The sequence below is a fragment of the Brevibacillus porteri genome, from assembly GCF_003013475.1.
In the GTDB taxonomy this organism is placed as follows: Bacteria; Bacillota; Bacilli; order Brevibacillales; family Brevibacillaceae; genus Brevibacillus; species Brevibacillus porteri.
This window is the reverse complement of record NZ_PXZO01000016.1, coordinates 40,674-62,316: the sequence shown is the minus strand read 5'-3', so window position 1 is coordinate 62,316 and position 21,643 is coordinate 40,674. Positions and strand designations below refer to the sequence as shown.

Genomic DNA, 21,643 nt, shown 5'->3' with positions numbered 1-21,643 from the left:
TACCACGGTGTACCACTTTTTCCGCGATTTCCATTTTCAAAACACAGTCGTATCAAGGGTTTCAGCCGAAGTGGTACACTTGGTGCACTTTTTTTGCGAATAAACAATCCTATATATACCCCTTATACCTTGCACGTGTGTGATGACGTATGATCGAACGTAGGTGGGGGTCGCGTATATAGAAAACTTCGTTTTCAAGTGTGGTAGTGTACCATTTCTTTTAAAAGCCGCGTCATTGCTGGATTCTTGTTTCCAATTTCCCCCAAAAAGTGGTACACCGTGGTACACTCGGGGGTCAAAATGGTACACTTCTCATTCTGATTTTTTCTGAGATGGTCATGTATTTTTATCTGACTATACAAATTTGAATACTTGGTTTAATGGTTGTGCGGCAGGCTGCCCGCCCACGTGTCTATGGGGTTTTGGTTTGTTATTGACGAGGAGCACTCCTCATCGTCATTTCTCAAATATCCATTCCTCTGGCTTTCACAATCTCCAAAGCCTGAGGTTCTGTGAAACCAGCTGCAACCAGTGCATCAAATCGTGCCTTAAGCAACTTCGAGGACTGTGCATACAATTGGATTTAGAAAGGCATTTGCGCCACTAGGCCGTCGATTAACATTTGCCATTCAATTGGTGTTAACTTTCCGTTTGGCTTATCCATACCTCGCTCACCTCATCACAATTTCTCTTTATAATCCCAGGAGTTGCTGGAGCCGTTGTTCTTTCTCTCTGAGCCGGAGAATCTCTTCATTACGCTGTTCAGCATGGAGACAAATTGCTGCAGCTCACGCTCTACCTTTTCATCAAAGGATCTGCCTTTTATCCGATCAATCAGCGTGCGTTGTACGTTCCTGATTTCTGTAGGGCCATTGATGACTTTCTTTTCACAACTGAACTGCACCCAATCATCACTAATGTACCTGATCTGAATCTTGTCCACTTCCCAAAGGCCCATGCTCTCAATCAGTTTGCGAACCTTCTCGACTTGCTGAGGGGTAGGTATCGATTTAGTTCCCATCTGAGCTACTCCTTATCACAATCTCTCTTAAAAACGCAGCTTCCTTAGTGCTTCTATCGCCTCTTCTGCTGTAAAGCAGACTCCACCAAACAGATGTGCCGTATCAATAATCCGCTGTTCCAGTTGATCGTCGGTCATATCTACCATGAAAATTCCCCAGAAACCAAATCCTTCACGAATATTACGCAGGGCCTTCTTCCTCTTGCGCTTCCATTGAAGCCTGTTCCACCATTTCATTGGCATATCTCCTCATCACAGTTTCTCTTAAATAATCCGTATACCGCCAATCTTTATCAGGATTATTAAGCCAAAGACAATCGGGGGCCAAAATAGTCGTAACAACAATCTTTGCCACCATGAGAAGTCTTCCGGCATGCTAAAGTAAAAGCTTGTGACGTAGAAAACTGTCAGGCAAATACCAGCGATGATCCAAAACACATTGACCACCTCATTTTCAAAATTTCTCTTATGTTAAATGGCCTCTTTAGCTTTGATGTAGACTCGAGCATATTCACCAGCCAAGTCCTCCGATCTGAACATTGAATCGGCGAGAATAGTCCTAGAGTGTTTACCCCGATAAACGCAGGCGCTCACTTCATACCCATCTGCAAATGTTTCATGATCTAACCAAATACCTTGCTTTCTTGCCTCCTCAATAAGGATCAACATGCCATCTCCTGTAGTCGAGAATTTAGGCAAGTTGGATGGTACACCGTTTCTTATATACGTATCAGGTAGTATTTCTTGCAACCCAATTGCCTCGGCTATCTTCTTGTCCAACTCACGTCCTGCCTCCATTACTTGCCCACCTCCAGTAGATCAGGATTCTCGTAGATATTTCCGATGACTTCTGCTTCATCGATGTCTTCAAACAAGCACTCCAGGTCAACCGAATGCCTGTTTGTTACTGTGAACTGAGCTTGACTTGCGTCCCATTCAATCGCCCCGACACTAAGTGTTTCTTCCCAATCGCTCCCGCTGTCGTAAGCGTCTGGATACCGCAAAATGTCCCCTTCATAAATCTCCTTGCCGTTCTTGTCTCGGAGACCAGTGAATTGCATAATGACAGCATCCTCGACAGTTGACCAGATAGGCTGCTTCCAGCTCTCGCCGTATTCGTCCGTGATCTCCTGGCGTTCATTGAATGTGTGCAGCTTAAATTTACCGTCCCAATCGACTTCGAATTTGTAGTTGCTTTTCGGATACACAGCGCTGATTAGTTCTTTCCCGTTCCACGCCCGAAACTTGATCTCACGTCCTGATTGCATCAGTTGCCCACCTCCAGCAGATCTGGGTTCTCGTAAATGTTGCCGATGACCTCTCCTGTGCAATAATCGATGTCGTTTCTGTGAACCGTTTGTTGCAAGTTCCATGATCCTTGCTTATCAGATACCAGCCAGCATAGACCGACGTCAGCCTGAGAACCCCACTCAACAACACCAAAATAATCGAATTGTCTTCCGTTTTTTAATTCATGCCCGTACAAATAAGTAGTTCCTTTGATAATATCGCCTTCGTATATCTCCTTGCCGTTCCTGTCACGGAGTCCCGTATATTGCAGCAACTCCACTTCGTCTAGGTATTTCGAGGTGCATTCATGCGGTTCTTCTTTGTCAATGAACTCGCTCCGGAAGGCAAGAGTCCCTTCATCCTGCCACCAATTCAAAACCATCGGATGCATCATCTTTTCCCGATCCGGGTCCCATGCACGAAATTTAATTACCCGTCCTGCTTGCATCCCGTTCCCCTACCTTTCGAGTAATTCTGCTGGTATTCTAAAAGCGTTCACTACATACTCAAGAAATTGTTTGGAAGTATTTCCGTAGCTCATCGAAAGCATCACAACTCCTGGTTGCAGCCACTGTTCACCAGTCAGAACATGCGTGACAGCCCGTGTCTCAACCTCGCCCGTATATTCTCCAGCCTCTGGATCGTATTCCCGCAGCACCAGCACATCACCCGGCTGATAGTTTCGATCATTCAGCCGCAGCTCGGCCGTCTTGATGCCTGCCCGAACATCACGGAAATGCTCGGGCCATGTTTTAAGGTCGTGGATCATGCCGTTTCCTCCTCATTCAAACCGAATGGTAAAACCATGTCCTCTGGCAATACCCAAAAATGGTACATATTCGCCTCGTCAACTAGTTCTGACACTTTCGGAAACACTTCAATTGCGATTGCTTCCTCACCAAACAACTCGTTTTTGATCCGTTGTTTTTCACGCCAAGGAATATCTGTATTTGGCGCATTTCTCATGCACGCATGCTGTACGATTCCCCATTCAGTTTGTACGTCCCGTACCATGACCGTATATTTCGTGTTGTGATAAACCCTATCCATTTCGCCAAACCAACCGTTTTTGATACCTAATTCCTTGGGAGACTTGGCCGTTTTCCAAGGTTTATTTTCAGCTTTTGGCATTGTGGTGTGTCTCCTTCTCACAAGTAATGTTATGTTAAATTGTCGCCTGCTCGTCGAGATACCGCACTGGCTTACCTGTTTTCTTCGCGTATTCAATCTCGTTTCTAGTGCTACTACCTACGTATCCATCAACATTGATGACGTAAATCTCGTCTGCCAGATCGATTTTCCTAAAATGGATGTTGTCCAGCATCTGTTTCTCTTGTTCGGTTAACTGGATACCCTCGCTATGACCAAAAACCCCGACTGATATAACGATGTTCCCCTGCATTGTCAGGTCTTTGTTCGCTGCTTCAAACTCCTTCTTGAACCGCGTAGAGCCGCAAAGAGTAATAACCTTTAGTTTTTCAATCTCACGCCTGCACTTGCACGGGAATCTGTAGTGGATCGCCTCGCCACATGTTCCGCATGCGCCTATTCGTTGATTTTCCATACCTTTCGACCTCCTATTTATCAAATCGATTGGTTTGTAAAACTAACGAACCACAACACCTTTCGCCCACTTTTCGAATTCCCATATCGCTACGCAATATGTAATCTTACTGTTCGCTTTCATTTTGTAATTAACGAGATGCCCACTAAATCCGACTACCGTTCGATGACGTCCGCTGTCATTGTGGTATGTCTTACCGACTTCGATTTGCAATTCCACTACTCATCACTCCTCATTTATCACATCGTGTGTTGTGTTACCTGTCGCAGCGCAAGCAATAATCGTGCATCTGCATCGTTCCTTTCCGATCAAATATCCTATGTCCGAACCACTTGCATAAAAAACGTTTAATCACTTATGAAACCCCCAACCCAAATCCCCAACAAGAACGTCCATAAAGGTAATCCTAAAAACAAAAGCGTTCCAACTAACTCCAAGTCATACCGGAATCGATACTTGAAATAATCTTTCAAACAACATCCCTCCTTACCACAATTACCGAAGTGTTAAGTGCATTCAATCCATCCATCTGTTAGAATTGTTGCAAAAAGGAAATTGTTGGTGATCCTTATGAAAAATAGACCTCTTTGGTTCAATATCTTTTCAATAGTTGCCCTTTCAATCGCAGTAGTGAACATTTTTATACATGCGCCTTTCTTAAGAATATTGACAATGCTATGCCTACCCGTTTTCATGGCTTCCTTAGGAACATTTGAGTTGAAGAAAAACCGAAAGATGGCCTTTATTATGTTTGGTGTGGCCGCTTTTCAAGTTTTCGTGTTGATAGATACCATTTATGTCTTCTCCACAAAATAACTATTAAATTAAAGATAAAACTAAAAGGCTGTGAACTTATGAACACTGGATTTTTAAAACAATGGTGCCTCGAACATGATGTGGAAACCAGATCCATTAACGCTTTTTGGTATTGTTTTCGAAACTACCGAATCGAAGACAGCGAAGAATTTAAATCAGTATTTGGTGTAGATTTTAAAGAAGATGATTTAACAGTCTCGCTGAAAGAAGTAGCCCTGTTCATTGACCAATGGGATGAAAACTCAACTTATGCAGCGATCTCACACGGATTTGATTATGTGGTCTCTTATATCCCGATTGTGTTTAAAGGCAAGAAACTTGGCTGGTATAAACTTTTCTTTACTCTTGAAGGTGAAACTTTTGATGACCTCCTTACATTTGACTAATTACACATTTTGTTAACCATTGGAAATTTCATACTTGATCATTCTCTTTTTGACACGCTATACTTTCACAAGCCACTAATGAGAGGATGAAATCTATTGCGTACAATTACCTTGGCTGATGGTCAAACAATTAATGTTGAATGCCTAAGTTGTGCTATAGTCGGCGGATTAGTTATACCAGAAGGAGGTGTACTAATTGAGACCGACTATTTTCATGCTCATCAGGATGTTGCCTACCCAATCACTGGGCAGGTAATCGTTGCCTCTAAACGCCACATTAAATGTCTTGATGAACTAACCGAGGAAGAAGCACACGATTACATACTCTTAATTCGGAAGATTAGAAAAGCACAACGAGAAGTATTAGGAATTGAACATGTCTATTATTTTTACAACGAGGATACTACCCATCATTTTCATATATGGATGGTTCCACGTTACGAATGGATGACACAGTTCGGGCGATCCGTTGAATCTTTGCGCCCCGCCCTATTACATGCTCGTACGAATATGAATTCCATTGAAGAAACTAATCAAATAATCAATTCGATTAATAAACTACGAGAAGCATTGCTTGAATAACCATAATGAGCATTTTGTAACTAATATGTTTTCTTAGCTGTTTTCTTTGTATAAAAATGACCCTTACCTTTACATTTCAGGCAATCGTACGTTCTTGCTATAAAACCAGTTCCTTTGCATAGTTGACACTTCTTTTTCTGCACCAGTTTTCACTCCCTAAGCAGTTTGTTAAGAGTCTTGTTCCTCTTCGTAGAACCATTTTCCGCAAGATGGTCTTTTACATTCCATATCGTAGTGAATGCCAAGCTCCATAATCGCTCCGCACCCTGGGCACTTCACTGTATTTACCAACACCATTCGATCACTCCTATTCCCCATACGCAGTTTGCTATAGTGCTCCATCGTGTATCTTTTTGATTGCCCACAATATCGGGAAAACCTGTTGTGGTACTACAGCGTTTCCGAGTGACTTAAGTCTGTCCACCCGTTTGGGAATCCCATTAGCCACTCTACCCACGCCGGGTTCAATTGCCCACTGTTCCCATCCCGAAGCAGTGCCCCCGGTATAGAATCCCTGTCCTTTTGGCTTGGAGGTAACGTGCTGTTCTTCGCATCCTGAGCCGTTGGCGTTGGCCACATCTTCACTGCATCGTTCAGGTTCAAGTTCCATCCCTGTTCCGCTTTTCGTTTTGCCCTGGGAGATTCCGGATTGTCTCCACTCCTGTAATCCCTTGCTTGCGGAGTCGGCCACATCTTCAAGTCGGGCCAAGAGTTGTTTTTCGCCATGTGCCAGAGAGTCTTGTCTTCTCCCCACTGTTTGATGTTGGCTTTCTTGTTCGGAGCTGAGAACGCTACGCATGGAGTGGGCAACAATAAATACTCTGTCACGTCTGTGTCGGGCGTTGACGGCACAAGCCGGAATAACAAACGGTTCTGCGGCGTAGCCGATTCCTTCCAGGTCAGATAGCACATCATCGAGCCCCAGAGTGACGTGCCCAGCAACATTCTCACCAAGGAACCAAGTTGGCCTGATCTCCTGTAATAAACGGCTAACCTCCGGCCAGAGGTGACGGTCGTCATCCTTGCCTTTTCGCTCCCCGGCAGTACTGAAAGGCTGGCAAGGGTATCCTCCGCAAATAATGTCAATTGCTCGTTCATCCCCTATTACCCCTTTCTCTATGAGCTGCTGTTTGTTAATCGTTCGTACATCATCAAAGATTGGCACTTCCGGCCAATGCTTTTGCAAAACCTTCTGGCAAAACGGCTCAATCTCACAGAACGCTACTGTTTCGATCCCGGCCCAATGAGCTGCTAAATCAATCCCGCCGATGCCAGCGAATAGCGACAGCATCCTCATGCTTTCACCGCCTATTTAACATAATTGAGCAACTGTTAAACCCTTTCTAAATTTCCGTTCCTCTCCATTCGGAATGACGACGACCATCTAAACCCAGCTTGACGGAAAGCTAATATGCCATCAAACTCCCCTTCATAAATGAACTTCACCGCTTCACTTGATGTATCGATGCCGCATTGTCTTAGGAAATCTTTAGCCTGGGTGTATCCTCTTTTATCAAACGAATAAGGTATATGGTCTTGGCCTGCTGGTTGTTTCGAAAGTCCGATGGTTCGTAATTCTGCATCAAAATAGAGATAGAAAGCTTCTCCACTCTGATAGGCAAGCATGCGCTGCAATTCCGCACTCAGCGTTAACCGTTCTTGCTTATCTGCCGTAATTCGAATCCCACTCATTCGTTGATCAAATTTGCTGATCGGCTTGAAGTTGTACATTCCCAGCCTCCTATTCACGTTTACGAGGTGGATTGACTCCAGCTTTGAGGACCACTTGCTTCTGAATCGCTTCTCTAAACTTCACTGGAATTTCTTCATTACAAAACACCAAGGCTTCAATCTCTATCAACGCCATTTCGTACCGCTTCACCTTGTCTTCTAGCTCCCTAACCTGCTGCTGTTTTTCGTGCTCCATACCCATCCCCCACTCATGTCAATTGCATTTCCTCATCCATCCGCTCTTCCAAATCCCGCATCGTGTCGTGTCTGACTAAGATGACCTGATATCGCCGTCCATTGATCTGTCTACGGATCTTGTTGCGCCTTTTGTTGTCACCTGGATAAACCTCCGACTCGATCCAGCCGCGATCCGACCAGTCACTCAGTATGCGGCGACTGTTAAAACCGCCGTCCTTCATCGCCTTTTCGAAAGCAGTCGGGAATATCGCAATGCCGTCCTGTGTCCACATGCCGTACCACTGAATGGTAGGACTCGAGCCAAAATTCAGCTGATTGACGTGATACCAGCTCGCCAGGTACTCCATGGCGCGAACAGCATCGTCTGTACTCTGTCCGGTATCCAGCTTGCCGAGAATTGTGTCCGCCAGTTCCTTCGCTTCTTTCATTGCGGCGACTTCATCCATCCCGAATATCCACTTACTGGCGTAAAAGTCTGCCATCATGACTGTTGTTAGTGCCGACAAGTGGCTCCCAAGCGCATCGATGTTTCGTTCTTCCCATTCCCGCATCATGTTGGCGTAATCTTCCTTGAAGTAGTTGGGGTCCTTGTCCAACTCTTCCATGATCCGTTTCACAAACATCGGGCCAGCCATGCCGTAATTCTCCGCAATGCCCTGATGAATCGTGCGTGCCAGTTTTTCATCCTCGATAGGAAGTCCATTGATCTCCAAAGCGCGAGTCTTGATACCCGCTGTGCTGCTCTCGCTAGAAAGTGGCTCCTCACCTGTTGTTAGGGCAATGGTTCGCCAGCTTTGGAACGCCTGCAAGCCGCCTCCCTTGGCTCCCCGCGCCTTCCCCTTTCCAAGACCCAGCATGTAGACCAGAGACTCCACAAAGCCTTGTTTGTCCCCGACAACTTGCCTCTCATCGATTCCCAGCGGCAAATCCGAGTAAAATCCAGCCAACCGCTCAAGACCTACCTTGGTTGAGTTAAAGCTTGCCATGATCGTCTCAGGCTCGCCCCATACGCTTAGTGCTGCTTTCAAAGTGGCTGTCTTCCCGCCGCGCGATGGTCCCCAGTTATGTATGATGAATACCCGCTGATTAACAAGGGACATCAATGGTCCAGCAAAAGCCGCTGCAATCGTGAACCGCGCAATGGGGTGCATCCTAACTGGTTCGATAAATTTGATCCACTCTTCCAGCGTGCCTTCCTGACGGTAGCCTGCTGCCACGCCTGCCGTTCCTCCTGGCTCCACGTCGAGGTGGATGTCACCTTCAAGACCAGGAAGGAAGTGTCGGGATCCAATCCATCCCATATGAGCGACAGAGCGCTGTATCGGGATCGTTTCCTTGTTGGCTGCTACAAAAGCATCCAGATATTTGACCAGGTATTTCGCCGTTTCCGATGACACTGGAAAGCCGTCTTTACGCAGCGTGACGATCTTGCTGGCGGTGAATGGAATATCAGCATCCACCACAAGGCGGTTCCACTCGCCATCCCACCTGTAAGCGAGCTCCACTTTCTCTCGCCCATCATCGATGCTACGGAAACGCTTTGATAGGAGGACAGGTGCCGGGAAAACCGTGATTTCCTCTGTAGAATCGCCTTTCCACTCCACTGTCGTGATGCCATGTTCACCGATCTTGTATCCTCGTGGCTTGATCGCCTTTTCCATAGGCGCATCCGCCATCCACTCAGCTGGTAGGCTCTCAGGCTCCTGCTCACGGACTATCTTCAGATGACCCTCTCTGACTTGTCGCTCCTTTACGGCCTTCTCCAAGTCGTTGAGACTGACCAGCTTTCCACATAAATCTTTGATCGTGCCTTTTGCTTTGATGTATTCCGTAGTATCCCGCTGGCGTAGCACCGCAAGCGCCCCGATCACTTCGTCATCAAAGACTTTCTCGCGCTTGGCTTCATCTTTCAGAGAAATGATGCAGGATTCGACCTGCAGCTTTGCCATAACAACGGGTGAAGTAACGAAACCGATTGGCGCTTTGACGCCGCAGCCGCCATCAGGGCATCCGGTAAAGCCAAGATTCTGCTGAATGTACTGGCAGGTGTGCGGCTCGCCGTCCTGCAAAGCATGCTCGATCTTCTGCTCCGTATCGCGCTCGCGGTAACCAGGATGTGGTTTGGACAGCTCGTGAATGAGGTCAGGGCCACTGTCAGCTCGCGCCAAGTTGCTGATCATCGCGTACCATTCAGGCTCGGATAGCGTTTCGGCTGTACCTTTGCAATGCTGGCAAAATGCGCAATTACGCAATATGGTATCCGCCTGACCATTGCCTGCTTGTCCGCTCACAGCCTTGCGCTCGCCTGTCTGCCTCGTGCTCTTAGGCGGTGGGAACATTTCATGGAACCAGGATGGCGCTTGGTCATTCTTCAAGAGCTCAAGCAGCCAGTCAGGCGGATCAGCAAGCGCTACCTGCTCGGGATCCTGCTCCCATCGATACACACCGCCGTTCGGGTGAACCGATGGAGGAGCCACAATGTAACCGCCGTCCCCGCGGAAATCAAGATTGATTCCCTTCTTGGCGAAGTTCCGCAGGTCGCCACCTGGATGCTTGAAAATGTAGTGGCTGCCTTTGCCTGTTGTGGACTCTGGCGTTGCTGGCAAAACTCCAAATCGCTCGGTAATCTTCTCCAGCGAGGCGCGGCCTTCTGGTCCATCCACATCAAGCACGATGATTCCTGATATAGAACCCGTCACGATGCCGACATTGGCTTGAGGGAATCGTCCCCACCACTGTCTGATCTGTTCCTCGTCAGCTCGCTGCTCCTGGTATGGCTCCCAGCCACCATTCTGTTTGGATATCGCTGGCTTTTTATCTTTGACACGCAGAGGAATGACTGACCAACCCATGGCCGCATACCTCAGTGCTTCGTTCAGAAAATGATTGTCTTGCATGCTTGCCCTCCCCCCCATTGGGAGGGGTGGTTGATCCAATCCAATCCCCCACCCCACTGCTGTCATTACATAATCTCTTCCGCTGCTTGTGGTTCTGATGGCTCGCTACCCTCAGTCATATTGTCGATAGCCACCTTCCGCATGGCTCCCTTGAGCTGATCACTCAGCGCCTTCATGGCTGGGATCTCTTCTGGAGACAGTTCTTTCGATGAACCAAAGATTGCCTCACTATAATCAATGCCGCCGCTGCTTTTTGCCTTTTTCAGCTTCACTTTGGTTACCACGCCATAGAATCGCTTCAGTTTTCCAGACAAACGCGCTGTGTAGGCCGTCCAGTTCGGCATACTCGTTGGTGGCAGTGTCAATTGAACAGGAAATACTTCGTTCTCGCGTAAGATGAACAATTGGTGCATGTTCTTGCAGGCTTTACCGTTCGTTGGGTTGCCTTGCTGATCCACGCCAGTCCCCCACTGGTTGAACGGGCAGGTTTTGCAGTCTTGCATGCCTCCCGCCCACTTTACTGGAGCTCCTTCGGGTGCTTTACCAATCTTTCCGTCAACCGAGGAACAATCAGGCGGGTTGTTCTCCCCTGAGAATTTTTGTTTCCAGAAGGCATTGACCGGGAAGTGATCGAGAACAACGCCTTCCAGTTCCTTCACGCTGTCAGGATTCTCTGGATCGTCGCCAGGTACTTCGAACGCGATCCCGCCACCAGATGGCACTTTCACACGAGGGAATTCTGGTGTAGCTCCAGCCATGTTTTCTTCGAGGATTTCAAACACTTCGCTCGGATTGTTCAACATTGGGAGGTTGATTGTTGGGTTTTGAATCACAGGTAGATTGCTCATATATATCAGTCTCCTTCTCTTTAACCTTTGCGAACGATGATCGTGGCACGCTCAGTTACATTGATAACATCCGCCACTTCTTCAGGAACAAAACCATCTTGATCTAGCAACTCTTTCACGAGTGAGTTGAAAGAGTTGGCGTTCACGGTTTCTTTGACCAAGTCGCCATAGCCATTATTTTTCATCCAGTCGTACACTTTGTCTTTGTCTACAGCAGAAGCCCATACTTTTGTAGAGCAGATAAACTGCTTCCCACTTCGTTTGAAGTTCTGTAGGTCATTTTCTTGCATTTGTTCAAGCAGCTCGCGCTCGGTGCGCTCGATTTCGGCGTTGTTGTTTTCGGTTTGTGCTTTCAACTGCTCCTTACGCTCCCGCAAAGCTACCAGCTGGTCAGCTAGGGCAAAGACTGGACTGTGTTGCTGAACGATTTGATCTGCTGTATCCATTGAAGATCCACACCCATTCCTTTTAATTGTCGAACCAGAAAACAATGCGAATATCTTCTGGTGGGCAAGCATATTGCTTGAGCTTTAGAAGGCCATAATCAAGGAATTGCTGGACGTGTTCTGAATATTTCACTTGCCAACTGATCTGCTCGTAATTGTTGTTCCGATTCGTTGTATCGTAGAACCAGTAAGAAGGTCGTTTCCCGGTTTGTCTGTACTTGTCTGCCACATTTTTTTCGACCCAACCAGTGATGGTTGTTGTTTGATCCCAGTCATAGGTCAATAATTCTTGCAATGTCAGCCAGCTATGATTGTGGCCATCTTCTTCCCATCGAGCAGCCTCTTTACCCACGACATCAGATATGTCGCCAGGCAGTCCTTTTGGTTGGCAGATGGGTTTGTAATCGTAGTTGTTACGTACATCAGCCAGCATTGCAAACAGGGCGTAATTTCTTTCTTTGTAGAGCCAGCCTTCGTAGACCCATAGCTCTTTCGTTTCCATTTCGACCACGTATCTGTCGAGCTCCGCAGCTCGTTCGTTTTCACCACGTTCTCTGGCATTCAAAGCAAATGCCTTGTACCTAGCGATCCAAGGATTTATGCCTTGCACAGCTTCCCAGCCGTTCTCCGTCCTTTGTTCAACGTACAGGTGAATATCGCATCCCATTTCTGCACACCCCTTTATTTATTGGGAGAAAGAAGGAGCAGTTTTCCACTGCTCCACCTTGTGTTTATTAGGCGATGATATAGAGCTTTCCGCCTTTGATTTCGGCCGCCAGTGCTGCTCCTAGGTACTCCTTGATGTTCTTCATTGCTTCCAACTTCCACGCGCCGCCATCTGCTTCAAACAACGCGCATGTTGGACCTTTTTGCATACGGAAAACAAAATTACTTGCTGGTTGGTCCACCTCTACGAATGTGCGGAATGGCATCAATACCACGGGATTTGGCACAAGGACTTCTCCCACTGTTGCAACACCTGTTTTTGCTGTTACCGTTTGGCTAATGCCGTCATCGCCAAATTCCTTGACGCTATCCTCTTTGATGTTTCCAACAAGCTTCAGCAGGGTAGCGCGATCATCATTGGGAACGAACATTGATTGCAATTTGATATTGAAGTGTTCTGTATCGAAGAAGTGGTCAAATCGGAACGTTGGCAACATGGCTTCTGCCTTGATCAGCACATTCCGTTGAAAATCGCGGTTGAAGGTGCTGAATACTTCTACCTCTGTTGGAGATTTCACATGAATCATCAGCTTTTCCGTCCAGTCAAATTCCGACTGTAAGTACTCCACGATGCCAGATAGGCTGCGAACGAGAATGTTGGCTGGCGTAGGCTGATCCACGACATACAACTTCTGAGTCGAGAAAACTTGATCTCCAACATGTTCCAAACGGGTATTAGCCAAACCAGCAACATACTGTAACGCTTCTTTAATCATTTCGAAACACTCCTTATATTTTGGATTTTGGGTAAAACGGAATTACTTGGTTGCGCTTGCTCGCAAATCAATAACTTTGCCCGTGTCGTCAGCGACCTGATCTTTTTCATTGATGTACGTCTGACCTTTGTTGCCAGATTTCAGCTCGGCACCGACCACGTTCCCTTTGCCGTCGCGATCCATGAGGATTTTCGTAAGAACAGGTTTGGCTGCTACCAGTGAGCTGCTTGTCGTGATGTCCACGTCTGCAATGTCGCGGTTCTCATCAGCTTTGAGTGTCACCTTGACGGTCACGGTGCGGGATTTCTTCGGGTCTGTGTTTGGATCCGCGATGTTCTCCAGAGCTTTTTGCAACTCCTGGTTGAACCGCTCAGTTACAGCTCCACCAGCAAAGTCAGTGAGATCGATCATGTTTGGCATGGTATGCCCCTCCTTTATTTGGTCCTGACTGAAAGCATGTTTGCTCTGTGCTTATCTGTAACGTTAGATTCAGGGATCAATCGTCCTCTACATATCGGGCATAGCCCGTCCCGCGTATCGTTTTTCCACTTTTCCCCGCAACCAGGACGGTTTAAGAACTTGATTCCAAGGGGATTGAATGTTCCCACGCAAACCATGTTCAATTCAATTCACGTCCCTACTCATTGGAGAAAGTCTCTCCAGTTGTCCACAACACTATCTGCAACGTTCTTTTTGGATTTCAGAGCATCGAACACTTTCTCGTCCACCGTGTCTCTGCCGAGCAGATAGATGTATGTCACGTTGTTTTTCTGTCCGATCCGATGGATTCTCGCTTTTGCCTGCTCATGGTTCGCCAGGCTGAAGTCCATGGAGAAAAAGATTGCCGTGTCACCAGCTGTCAGCGTGATGCCCAACCCAGCAGTTTGTATCTGGGCGACGAACACCCGACAATTCGGATCCTCTTGGAACTTTTTCACGACCTCGCCGCGCTCAGTCTGACTGACAGCACCAGTGATGAATCCATAGTCGATGCCTTTCTGATCCAGAATCTTGTTGATGGCTTCGATCTCAGCAATGAATCGGGCGAACACGACGACCTTTTTGCCGGCTGCCATCAGATCGTCGAGCGTTTCCTCGAACGCCTGCAGCTTCTCTCGCCCTACTTGGTGAACGCGCTTGTTCTCGTCTGTTACAAAGCCACCAGAGATTTGCGCCAGGCGTAGCAGCTTGGTAAGCACCACCTGTGCGGTGATCTTCTCGCCATTGTCTAGTTCCGTGATGGCTTCCTTCTTGAGCTCGTTGTATGTGGCTCGGGTCTTCTTATCCAGTTCCACAAACAACGGCTGCGTGGTCTCAGCTGGCAAGTCCAGCGCTTCCGCTTTTGATACCCGGAAAGCGATAGAGTGTGCCTTGCGAACCAACTCGTCCATGTTGCGGAAGGCGATCACCTGCTTGTTTTCAAACCCGCCCATGAGCGCGTAGCGATTCTTGAACGCCATGTATGAGCCGCCAAACACCGATTCATCCAGAAACTTGTACTGACTAAAGAAATCCAGAGGCGAGTTAGAAACGGGCGTGCCTGTAAGAATCAACCGGAATCGCGCCAACTTGCCGAGCTTATGGATGCACTTGGACTGCGTGGCGTTTGGTGTCTTGATGCGTTGCGACTCGTCGCAGATGATCATGCCGTCTTTGACCCACTTCGCAAGTGCTTCCTCCATACGCCAGGTAGCTTCATAGTTAACCACCGCCACTTGTAGAACGCTCGGATCCGACTTCCAGGTATCCAGCTGCTTCGACTTGTCTTTGCTGGTTCCAGTCAACGCCCGCACATCAAACGAGAAATCTGCATAGTCGTTGAACTCTCGTGGCCATACTGGAACGACTGAGGTGGGCGCGATTACTAGAACCCGTTTCAATCCGTCATGTAAGAATCGATGGCCTGCAATTGCCACACTCGTCATCGACTTTCCGCAGCCTTGCTCCATGAGGAGCCCTGCATATGGAATCATCGTGCCGATGGCGAATGCCTTCTTTTGATGCTCAAACGGCTTTATTTTGACTGGCATCTGTACAGCTAGTCCTTCAGCCGACTTCAATTGATGGACGGTATCGCTAGTTGCAACAACTTGTCCAATCTTCTCCAAGACTGTTGGATCAATGATCGCGTTCGGCATGATCCGCTTGATGTCTTTTACCACTTCTGGCTGGGCTGCATACTTCCACCCTTTTGGGGCTTTGCTCCATCCCTGGTATCCCGCGATCGCCTTCGCCAACTCTTTGTCTTGAAACGGGACATCTACCAGAATAATGCTGTTATCGTGGAGGATCGCTTTGGGATATTGGTAAGCAAGGTTCAAGGCGTCCCCTCACCTCCTTGCGTCAATTCGTCTGACAGGATAGGATAGAACTAATCGTTTTTGTCTTAGGCTCCGTGTTCCAGCACGGGGCTTTTTTCTTTCATTACAGCTACGATCTCTTTGGCGACTTCTTCTGCTTGCCGCTCCAGACGGGCTGCCTCGCTGCGGTGACGGAGGACTTCTTTCTCTGCCATCTCTTTGTGTTCGTTCACAAAGTCCAATCGTGTCTTGATCTTGTGATGTTCATCAAGTAACGCCGTCAATTCTTCGTTCAATTCGCTCCCCTCCTTCCCCTCGTTATTCACGAGGCCGCCGCCGTCCCAACCTCTACGGCAGCCGTACAGCTCCGATGACTGATCCCGATGACCTCGTTATGTAATTGGAGGTTCGAACCTCCGTGCAACTGACAATTTTCAATCAGCTGCACGCAGGGCCGAAGCCCACGTCTTACAGGCAAGCCTTGCAAACCAACTTTCCGCTCTTATGAGGTTGAACGTCCTCAACACTCCCACATAAAACACAACCTGGTTCATACTTCTTGATAATGATTTGGTCATTATTCACGAAGAACTCCATTGGAGTCCCTTCTGGAAGACAAAGGGTGTTGCGCAACTCCATTGGCAAAACAACTCGTCCCAAAGTATCAATTTTTCTTACAATGCCCGCTGATTTCAAATTCTTACTCCTCCTGTATTTTCAGTTAGATTCAAGATCATACGGTCTTCGATAACGACCGCAGCAACGGTTGTCATAATGCTTGTCCACTCTCAAGAAACTGTGGTAGGATAGGACTATTCAAATTTGTTTTTGTGTTGAGTTGGTCACTGTTGCGAGCAGTGGCCTTTTCGTTTTCTCTGGCTGCCGCCATTTCCTTTTCCAACTCGTTGACTTCCTTCACGATCCACCAGTCCCATGTGCCGTCAGCAGGCTGATGTCGCAGGGAACGGTAGATTCACCAAAGTTCTGCTATTCGGGTAATCGCAGAATCAAAGTCATACCTCATAGCCTGTCACTTCCCCCTTTCTGGCTTGTCTGATTATTGTGCTGGCCGATACTTCCCGTAAATCGCGTTTGCAACTGACATATCCAACGCAAACTTTTCTTTGACTCCCATCAAGTTCACAGTATCCTCTAAGATTTGTTGCCTTTGAATGAGCATATCTGGCGTCATTTGGTCTTTCTTAATCATCTTGGGGTGTCCAAAAACCGACGACACAGCTTTGTTGGCTATCGTGTTCGCCTTGATAAAATCCACCCGTACAGGTTCAATCAGGCTGGTTTTCAAACGTTCCATAGCTTCTTTCTGATGGTCTTTGTCGAGCATGCGGAAAATTTGGAATCCTTCGAGACCAGATGATTTACGTAACACACTAATAGTTTCAAAAACCCAGTCCTCAAACTGCTCCGCTTCGGGCTTGTTGCTTCGAAAAATCAACTTGTATATCCCAAATTCATTCGCGCAAAGAACTTCTTGCTCACCACCAAGGGTGTATATTTTGCATATACCCTTATGTTTTGGTTTCAGCCTCTTGGCTGCTTGTGAAGCGTTCTTTATGTCCAGCGCTGTGCAGACATCCTGAATTACTCCATGCCAATCACCAGGGGCAGCTTCTACAAAACGAATCGAATGACCCCTCCAGTTTTCAACTCGAATGTTCATGATCTTCTCCTCCTCCCATGCTTATCAACAATTGATCAATGCTTTGGCTGTTCATACAGCCACTTAATTAAAAATTCTCTTGTTTCTCTTGCGGGGAAATACCACTTCCCACCCACCTTGAATTTGGGGAATCTTGGATCAAAGAATACTTTGTCCTGTATGGTGTTCCAGCACATGCACGTACGCTTTTTAAGCTCTGTCGTATCCCAAAATACTTTTTCTGCATCAACTTCTTTTACCAATTCGCTGATACGTTCATGGCACATATTTCTTATTTCTTGTTCATTTAGGTCGATAGCTACTAGTTTTTTCATAAGATTCTCTCCCTTCTTCAAGCATTCATTTGGCGATCCCATTTAGAGCGGTAGTAATCTATAAGCCCAGTCTTTTTGAGATAGGCAATCCTGTACGCCAATGACTTTTCTAAGCGACCAAGAGCAAGTGAAAGAGATTTGAGAGTATCGGTCGCGTAGAATTTACAAAGATAGGCCGTCTCTTCATCTGTAAAGCGTTTCCCCTGATTATGGTGAAAATCTGGATGGTACAACATACGGCCTTGCTCGTCGTACATCACCTCATTTTGCTTACTTAACTCGCTGCTTTTGCTGTTTTTTTTAGAACTTTGTATTGTGCATACAACACCATCATCAAAAAAAATTTCTCGTATATCCCGATTGAAGTAGGTGCAAATTCTTAACATCAGTTTTCCGCTGGGAACCGCGCCATTCTCTATAGCACTGATCCGATCTCTTGATGTGCCAAGCTCCTCTGCCAGTTTCGCTTGGGAAAGATTATATTCTGGAAGACAACGTAGAGACTTAATGGTATTTTTCATTTAGACATTCACCCCCTGGCTGTTGCTAAGATGCAACAATATGTAAATTGATTATGACATGTTGTGTTGTTCATACGTCAGATTGTATGTTGTACAACACAATACGTCAATAGGTTTTTCTAAAAAACTGCACAAAAGAACAAATGATCTCTTCCTATTTCGTCGTATATATACTACAATTTGTAGTGTCTACACTACAAAAACGAGGTGTAAATATCCAATGCAAAACGAACTTGGCAAGACGCTTGAAGCCTTGAGAAAACAGAAAAAACTCTCTCTGAGAGAAGTCGCTGAAATAACTGGACTAAACTTCACATACATCCGTGATTTAGAACTAAATATGAATCGAAGCACTAAGCAGCCTGTCAATCCAACATCAGAAACTCTTCGAAAGTTAGCTTCCGCATACGACCACCCGCTGGAAGACTTGTTGAAGTTGGCTGGGCAGGTAGAAGTCGCTAATGCTTTCGAAAAAATTCTCAATGACCCAGATGTAAGCGAAAAGAAGAAAGAGGCTGTTCGTATCCTGATGGCAATGGACGACAACGACGAAAGCCTGGATCGTGTAATCGGAATTTTAAACGCCTTGAAATAAAACGACCAATCTCAATGGGGAGATCGGTCGTTCTTTCTTTTATCTGGATTTTCTTGCGAAACGGTGTCTTCGATATTTTGGAGAGCTTCACTATGGTCCTCTTTCAAAAGATTATGTAACATCTCTACGAGTTCTGGAGTCCATTTTGTTGACTTAACTGTGTTCAAGCACTTCTCCCCCTTAATTCGAACGTGCGTTCTCATTTATTGTATGAGTATCTTGTACATTTTTCAACTGTTTCCAGTCCTGCAACAAAAAAAATAACGACAGGCTTATATGCCTACCGTTATTTTATACCAATCAAATTTTTTTTCTGTAAAGTGCAACTACTTATTTTCACCAAAATTTGTAAATCACTTTACATTTATGAGATTCACCGAAATCCTTACCACTCTGGCGGGCCGCTAAAAGCTACAATACCCCCACCATCGCTAGGTGGCACCGGGTCACCTTGTACCGGAGCCCATTCAGGTGGTCCAGCTAGAGCTGATCCACTAAACACCCCGAGAGCCAACATCAAAGCCATAACAGGTACAACAAGTATTTTTTTCATAATAATTCCTCCTTTTCCGAGATACTTATATTCTACTAGATAAAAACATTCTCTCTAGGACAAAATTTTTAGTTAGTTCTCTTTCATCTCTCAAATAGCTATTGTTGAGCTCTTGAAGAATATTACCCACTGCTGGTGAAAGAAAGTTTCCGCTCTCGACTGCTTCAATCATTACCTTGTTTCTTCTCAAAAGCATACTTTCTACATTGTAGTGTGGCCATTTGTTTTCCTTTGCGCGGTCCAAGAGTTTGCCGCATTCAATTATCTTTGCGTGTGCTTGTTCCAGGTTCCCCAGCTTGATCTCCATCATTATCATGTCATTTAACGAATGTGTCCTTGCAGGATCGTGTAAGTCATACTTTGTGAATGCATCCTCCCAATACTCGTTCGCTTTGCCATAATCCTCGTTCATGTAGTACAAACGAGCAAGCCCGGCTTTAACAATTGAATAATGATATTCAGAGGGATTTATGAGACTAAGGCTGACCAATTCAGCTTCGAGAGCTTCTTCAAACTCAATTTGTTGCATGCAAATCAGAGCGTGCCGATGGTAAGCAAAGGCTGTATGCTTATATACTTCACCATTCATGGTGTCCAGTGCTCTAGAAGACACTTTGTAGGCCTTTCGTATATTGCCAGAGTAAAAATACGCATTGGCTTGATAACAAAGAATCTGTGAAAGGCGACTATTCCCAAGTGATACCTTGCATTTTATGCCCTCGGTAATTGTTATAAAAGCAGAGAAGTTACTGGATTCTCTCGAATGATGGTAAAGCTTTTCGATCATTTCAAAGAAAGCATCCGGGTCTGGATCAAGATATTGTGTCACCTTAATCAACCAATCGTTTTTGCGTCGATTCACTTTCCCTTTGAATTTCAGTTCCCACATGATCATCTGGAATAACGTTGAGAAAATGGAATGAAGGTCGTTAGTCTTTAAAGATTCCCTGATTACCTGTTTCATGACTGAATTAGCAACAGGATGGTATTGGTCTGTTACAACAGCAGTGGCCAATGCTATTAGTTCTTTCCTATCCTCTTGGATACTGACGTAACGCTCGATCAGCTCTGCCGAACCAAACAATTGAAAAGCGTGTTCTACAAATTTTGCTTTGGGTACATTTTGACCTCGTTCAGTGTTTGCAATTGTTTGTCTTGAGACGTCCAATTCTTCGGCGAGTTTGTCCTGATTCCATCCTCGGTCATTTCTTAGATTCTTCAATAACAATCCGAACAGCTTACGTTTAAGATTTGGCATTTATAACTTCTCTCCTTTGAGAAGCAAAAGCCTTACACCAATTATATAGATGGCAGGATTTAGTTTTTTGTGCCACTTGTTGTATCCAGATCAAAGCTGTAAAATATTGTTTATGTCAACGGAAAGTGGCTTCGGCCCGCCACCAAGGGTATGCTTGGTGGTAAAGAGTTTGTACAGTTCGCACCTGTATAAACCCCGTTGGCTTTTTGCTTTTACCAGTTTTTTGATTACATGTTAACGAAAGTAAATTTCACCCAAATATTATAGCATTTTCCTTAATATAAATTTATAGTATCGACAAACTTTTTTTAAAATTACGTCCACAAAGCAGCAAATTCTTCGACTCTTTTCTCTTCGATCCGCTTCATCGTCCCGTAGAAACACTTCAAGAATCGATCAAGCTCCCACTCTTTTTTATCCCTCTTGTATTCGTTCTTGGCGTATTCCCATGCATCTGCAGCAATCGGCAACACGTTCTCGTTACGAGTCCACCCTGTAACGTTTTTAAACATCACCACCTTGCTCCAGAACTGTTTGATCACTCGTCCACATGAAAATCCCTGCTGAATTAAAATGGCGAATTCTTTCGGGATGTAAGAAGGAATTACAGAGATGTCTTTCACGAGGCGCGTTCCGTTTACGTTATCTTTCTTAGTTTCTTTTGGTCTTTTTGGAGTATTAAAAACCCCCGTATTAGCTTCCTGCTTGGGCGCCTCAACCTTTGTTGTATCAAGCGTTTCAGGCTTGTCCAACCCCATCATCTCAACCCCGTCATTCGAGGGCAAAAAATAGTAAATGTTCGCCCCTTGGAGTCCCGTTTTTCTGGAAGTAGAGGTTCGTTTTAGAATATCGAACTGCTCGAGTTTCCTGATTGCTCTTTCTACAGTGGAGCGACTTAACTTAGTCATCTTACATATCGTCTCGATAAGTAGATATGCCGCACCTAATGTTTTTTGTGATTCATTCATGGCTCTTTTCCTGATTACATCAAGTACACTGATGACTGATGTAGACAACTTTCCTTTAAGGCTCTTTATGTGTGTATTTATAGTATGTCTTAGTTGCTCCTTACTACTAAATTTACTGTATTTTTGCATCTTACTAATGTTCTCAGTGCTCAACATAATAGCCACCACCTTGTAATGTTTGCATTATCACACTTTTGTTTGTGTTATTAAACATATTATTAGTCATAACTTG

General features: G+C 45.8%; 31 protein-coding genes. 3 read left to right on the top strand and 28 right to left on the bottom strand.

The genetic code is table 11. The annotated features are described in order from the left end of the window. Positions 1 to 679: 679 nt before the first annotated feature. From C7R92_RS09595 to C7R92_RS31995, 9 genes are all read right to left on the bottom strand, one after another. Positions 680 to 1,021 (bottom strand): hypothetical protein, encoded by a 342-nt coding sequence (locus tag C7R92_RS09595; protein ID WP_106834081.1) that lies wholly within the window; start codon positions 1,019 to 1,021, stop codon positions 680 to 682. 27 nt (positions 1,022 to 1,048) lie between these two features. After that, a complete protein-coding gene (locus C7R92_RS09590) occupies positions 1,049 to 1,258 on the bottom strand; it encodes a hypothetical protein (protein ID WP_106834080.1) in 210 nt (69 codons plus the stop codon). A 234-nt stretch (positions 1,259 to 1,492) separates the two neighbouring features. Next, positions 1,493 to 1,819, bottom strand: a complete 327-nt coding sequence (locus C7R92_RS09585) for a hypothetical protein (RefSeq protein ID WP_106834079.1) — start codon at positions 1,817 to 1,819, stop codon at positions 1,493 to 1,495. Further along, positions 1,819 to 2,289 carry a YopX family protein gene (locus C7R92_RS09580; protein ID WP_158265741.1) on the bottom strand — a complete coding sequence of 157 codons (471 nt, stop codon included), beginning with the start codon at positions 2,287 to 2,289 and terminating at the stop codon, positions 1,819 to 1,821. The genes C7R92_RS09585 and C7R92_RS09580 overlap by 1 nt, the downstream gene beginning before the upstream one ends. After that, on the bottom strand, positions 2,289 to 2,759 hold the full coding sequence (locus tag C7R92_RS09575) for a YopX family protein (protein ID WP_106834077.1): 471 nt from the start codon (positions 2,757 to 2,759) through the stop codon (positions 2,289 to 2,291). Before C7R92_RS09575 ends, C7R92_RS09580 begins: the two co-directional genes overlap by 1 nt. A 9-nt stretch (positions 2,760 to 2,768) precedes the next feature. Further along, positions 2,769 to 3,080, bottom strand: coding sequence for a DUF3850 domain-containing protein (locus C7R92_RS09570; RefSeq protein WP_106834076.1), 312 nt, complete (start codon positions 3,078 to 3,080; stop codon positions 2,769 to 2,771). Then, complete coding sequence (locus C7R92_RS09565) at positions 3,077 to 3,442, bottom strand: DUF7694 domain-containing protein (protein WP_106834075.1); 366 nt, start codon at positions 3,440 to 3,442, stop codon at positions 3,077 to 3,079. Before C7R92_RS09565 ends, C7R92_RS09570 begins: the two co-directional genes overlap by 4 nt. A 34-nt stretch (positions 3,443 to 3,476) precedes the next feature. Continuing rightward, a complete protein-coding gene (locus C7R92_RS09560) occupies positions 3,477 to 3,875 on the bottom strand; it encodes a DUF4406 domain-containing protein (RefSeq protein ID WP_328139118.1) in 399 nt (132 codons plus the stop codon). Between the two features lie 42 nt (positions 3,876 to 3,917). Further along, positions 3,918 to 4,094, bottom strand: coding sequence for a hypothetical protein (locus C7R92_RS31995; RefSeq protein ID WP_158265740.1), 177 nt, complete (start codon positions 4,092 to 4,094; stop codon positions 3,918 to 3,920). Positions 4,095 to 4,729: 635 nt separating this feature from the next. Here C7R92_RS31995 and C7R92_RS09550 point away from each other — a divergent pair. Together C7R92_RS09550 and C7R92_RS09545 are read left to right on the top strand one after the other, a co-directional pair. Continuing rightward, positions 4,730 to 5,077 (top strand): hypothetical protein, encoded by a 348-nt coding sequence (locus tag C7R92_RS09550; RefSeq protein ID WP_106834074.1) that lies wholly within the window; start codon positions 4,730 to 4,732, stop codon positions 5,075 to 5,077. 96 nt (positions 5,078 to 5,173) lie between these two features. Next, on the top strand, positions 5,174 to 5,659 hold the full coding sequence (locus tag C7R92_RS09545) for an HIT family protein (protein WP_106834073.1): 486 nt from the start codon (positions 5,174 to 5,176) through the stop codon (positions 5,657 to 5,659). A 168-nt stretch (positions 5,660 to 5,827) separates the two neighbouring features. Here C7R92_RS09545 and C7R92_RS33110 read toward each other — a convergent pair whose 3' ends face one another. The 16 genes from C7R92_RS33110 to C7R92_RS32820 all read right to left on the bottom strand — a co-directional run bounded on the left by C7R92_RS33110 (position 5,828) and on the right by C7R92_RS32820 (position 18,037). Beyond that, a complete protein-coding gene (locus tag C7R92_RS33110) occupies positions 5,828 to 5,956 on the bottom strand; it encodes a hypothetical protein (protein ID WP_279629813.1) in 129 nt (42 codons plus the stop codon). Positions 5,957 to 5,987: 31 nt separating this feature from the next. Then, positions 5,988 to 6,956: a DNA cytosine methyltransferase gene (locus C7R92_RS09540; protein WP_106834072.1), complete on the bottom strand. Its 969-nt coding sequence runs from the start codon at positions 6,954 to 6,956 to the stop codon at positions 5,988 to 5,990. A 35-nt stretch (positions 6,957 to 6,991) separates the two neighbouring features. Further along, a complete protein-coding gene (locus tag C7R92_RS09535; protein WP_106834071.1) occupies positions 6,992 to 7,390 on the bottom strand; it encodes a hypothetical protein in 399 nt (132 codons plus the stop codon). A gap of 10 nt (positions 7,391 to 7,400) precedes the next feature. Continuing rightward, positions 7,401 to 7,586 (bottom strand): hypothetical protein, encoded by a 186-nt coding sequence (locus tag C7R92_RS09530; RefSeq protein WP_106834070.1) that lies wholly within the window; start codon positions 7,584 to 7,586, stop codon positions 7,401 to 7,403. Between the two features lie 13 nt (positions 7,587 to 7,599). Then, positions 7,600 to 10,485, bottom strand: coding sequence for a DUF927 domain-containing protein (locus C7R92_RS09525; protein WP_158265739.1), 2,886 nt, complete (start codon positions 10,483 to 10,485; stop codon positions 7,600 to 7,602). Between the two features lie 65 nt (positions 10,486 to 10,550). Continuing rightward, positions 10,551 to 11,333 carry a hypothetical protein gene (locus tag C7R92_RS09520; protein WP_106834068.1) on the bottom strand — a complete coding sequence of 261 codons (783 nt, stop codon included), beginning with the start codon at positions 11,331 to 11,333 and terminating at the stop codon, positions 10,551 to 10,553. Positions 11,334 to 11,353: 20 nt separating this feature from the next. Next, positions 11,354 to 11,779, bottom strand: a complete 426-nt coding sequence (locus C7R92_RS09515) for a gp33 family protein (protein ID WP_106834067.1) — start codon at positions 11,777 to 11,779, stop codon at positions 11,354 to 11,356. Positions 11,780 to 11,801: 22 nt separating this feature from the next. Beyond that, positions 11,802 to 12,446, bottom strand: a complete 645-nt coding sequence (locus C7R92_RS09510; RefSeq protein ID WP_106834066.1) for a hypothetical protein — start codon at positions 12,444 to 12,446, stop codon at positions 11,802 to 11,804. 67 nt (positions 12,447 to 12,513) lie between these two features. Next, entirely contained in the window at positions 12,514 to 13,221 is a 708-nt protein-coding gene (locus C7R92_RS09505) for a hypothetical protein (protein WP_106834065.1), read from the bottom strand. A gap of 42 nt (positions 13,222 to 13,263) precedes the next feature. Beyond that, the gene (locus C7R92_RS09500) at positions 13,264 to 13,641 is read right to left on the bottom strand and encodes a replication terminator protein (RefSeq protein WP_244195711.1); all 378 of its coding nucleotides are present in this window, start codon (positions 13,639 to 13,641) and stop codon (positions 13,264 to 13,266) included. Positions 13,642 to 13,862: 221 nt separating this feature from the next. After that, positions 13,863 to 15,542: a DEAD/DEAH box helicase gene (locus C7R92_RS09495; protein ID WP_208636195.1), complete on the bottom strand. Its 1,680-nt coding sequence runs from the start codon at positions 15,540 to 15,542 to the stop codon at positions 13,863 to 13,865. A gap of 65 nt (positions 15,543 to 15,607) precedes the next feature. Then, the gene (locus C7R92_RS09490; RefSeq protein WP_106834064.1) at positions 15,608 to 15,817 is read right to left on the bottom strand and encodes a hypothetical protein; all 210 of its coding nucleotides are present in this window, start codon (positions 15,815 to 15,817) and stop codon (positions 15,608 to 15,610) included. A gap of 172 nt (positions 15,818 to 15,989) precedes the next feature. Then, a complete protein-coding gene (locus C7R92_RS09485; RefSeq protein ID WP_106834063.1) occupies positions 15,990 to 16,217 on the bottom strand; it encodes an AbrB/MazE/SpoVT family DNA-binding domain-containing protein in 228 nt (75 codons plus the stop codon). A gap of 361 nt (positions 16,218 to 16,578) precedes the next feature. Then, entirely contained in the window at positions 16,579 to 17,202 is a 624-nt protein-coding gene (locus C7R92_RS09480; RefSeq protein WP_106834062.1) for a BRO-N domain-containing protein, read from the bottom strand. Positions 17,203 to 17,237: 35 nt separating this feature from the next. After that, a complete protein-coding gene (locus C7R92_RS09475) occupies positions 17,238 to 17,516 on the bottom strand; it encodes a group-specific protein (RefSeq protein ID WP_106834061.1) in 279 nt (92 codons plus the stop codon). Between the two features lie 17 nt (positions 17,517 to 17,533). Continuing rightward, positions 17,534 to 18,037 carry a helix-turn-helix transcriptional regulator gene (locus tag C7R92_RS32820; RefSeq protein WP_244195710.1) on the bottom strand — a complete coding sequence of 168 codons (504 nt, stop codon included), beginning with the start codon at positions 18,035 to 18,037 and terminating at the stop codon, positions 17,534 to 17,536. A gap of 220 nt (positions 18,038 to 18,257) precedes the next feature. Here C7R92_RS32820 and C7R92_RS09460 point away from each other — a divergent pair, with 220 nt between their 5' ends. Continuing rightward, the gene (locus tag C7R92_RS09460) at positions 18,258 to 18,632 is read left to right on the top strand and encodes a helix-turn-helix domain-containing protein (RefSeq protein ID WP_158265738.1); all 375 of its coding nucleotides are present in this window, start codon (positions 18,258 to 18,260) and stop codon (positions 18,630 to 18,632) included. Positions 18,633 to 19,017: 385 nt separating this feature from the next. Here C7R92_RS09460 and C7R92_RS31990 read toward each other — a convergent pair whose 3' ends face one another. From C7R92_RS31990 to C7R92_RS09450, 3 genes are all read right to left on the bottom strand, one after another. Next, positions 19,018 to 19,185 carry a hypothetical protein gene (locus C7R92_RS31990; protein WP_158265737.1) on the bottom strand — a complete coding sequence of 56 codons (168 nt, stop codon included), beginning with the start codon at positions 19,183 to 19,185 and terminating at the stop codon, positions 19,018 to 19,020. A 25-nt stretch (positions 19,186 to 19,210) separates the two neighbouring features. Further along, on the bottom strand, positions 19,211 to 20,443 hold the full coding sequence (locus C7R92_RS09455; RefSeq protein ID WP_106834059.1) for a helix-turn-helix domain-containing protein: 1,233 nt from the start codon (positions 20,441 to 20,443) through the stop codon (positions 19,211 to 19,213). Between the two features lie 314 nt (positions 20,444 to 20,757). Further along, positions 20,758 to 21,411 (bottom strand): helix-turn-helix domain-containing protein, encoded by a 654-nt coding sequence (locus C7R92_RS09450; protein ID WP_158265736.1) that lies wholly within the window; start codon positions 21,409 to 21,411, stop codon positions 20,758 to 20,760. Between the last annotated feature and the right edge of the window lie 232 nt (positions 21,412 to 21,643).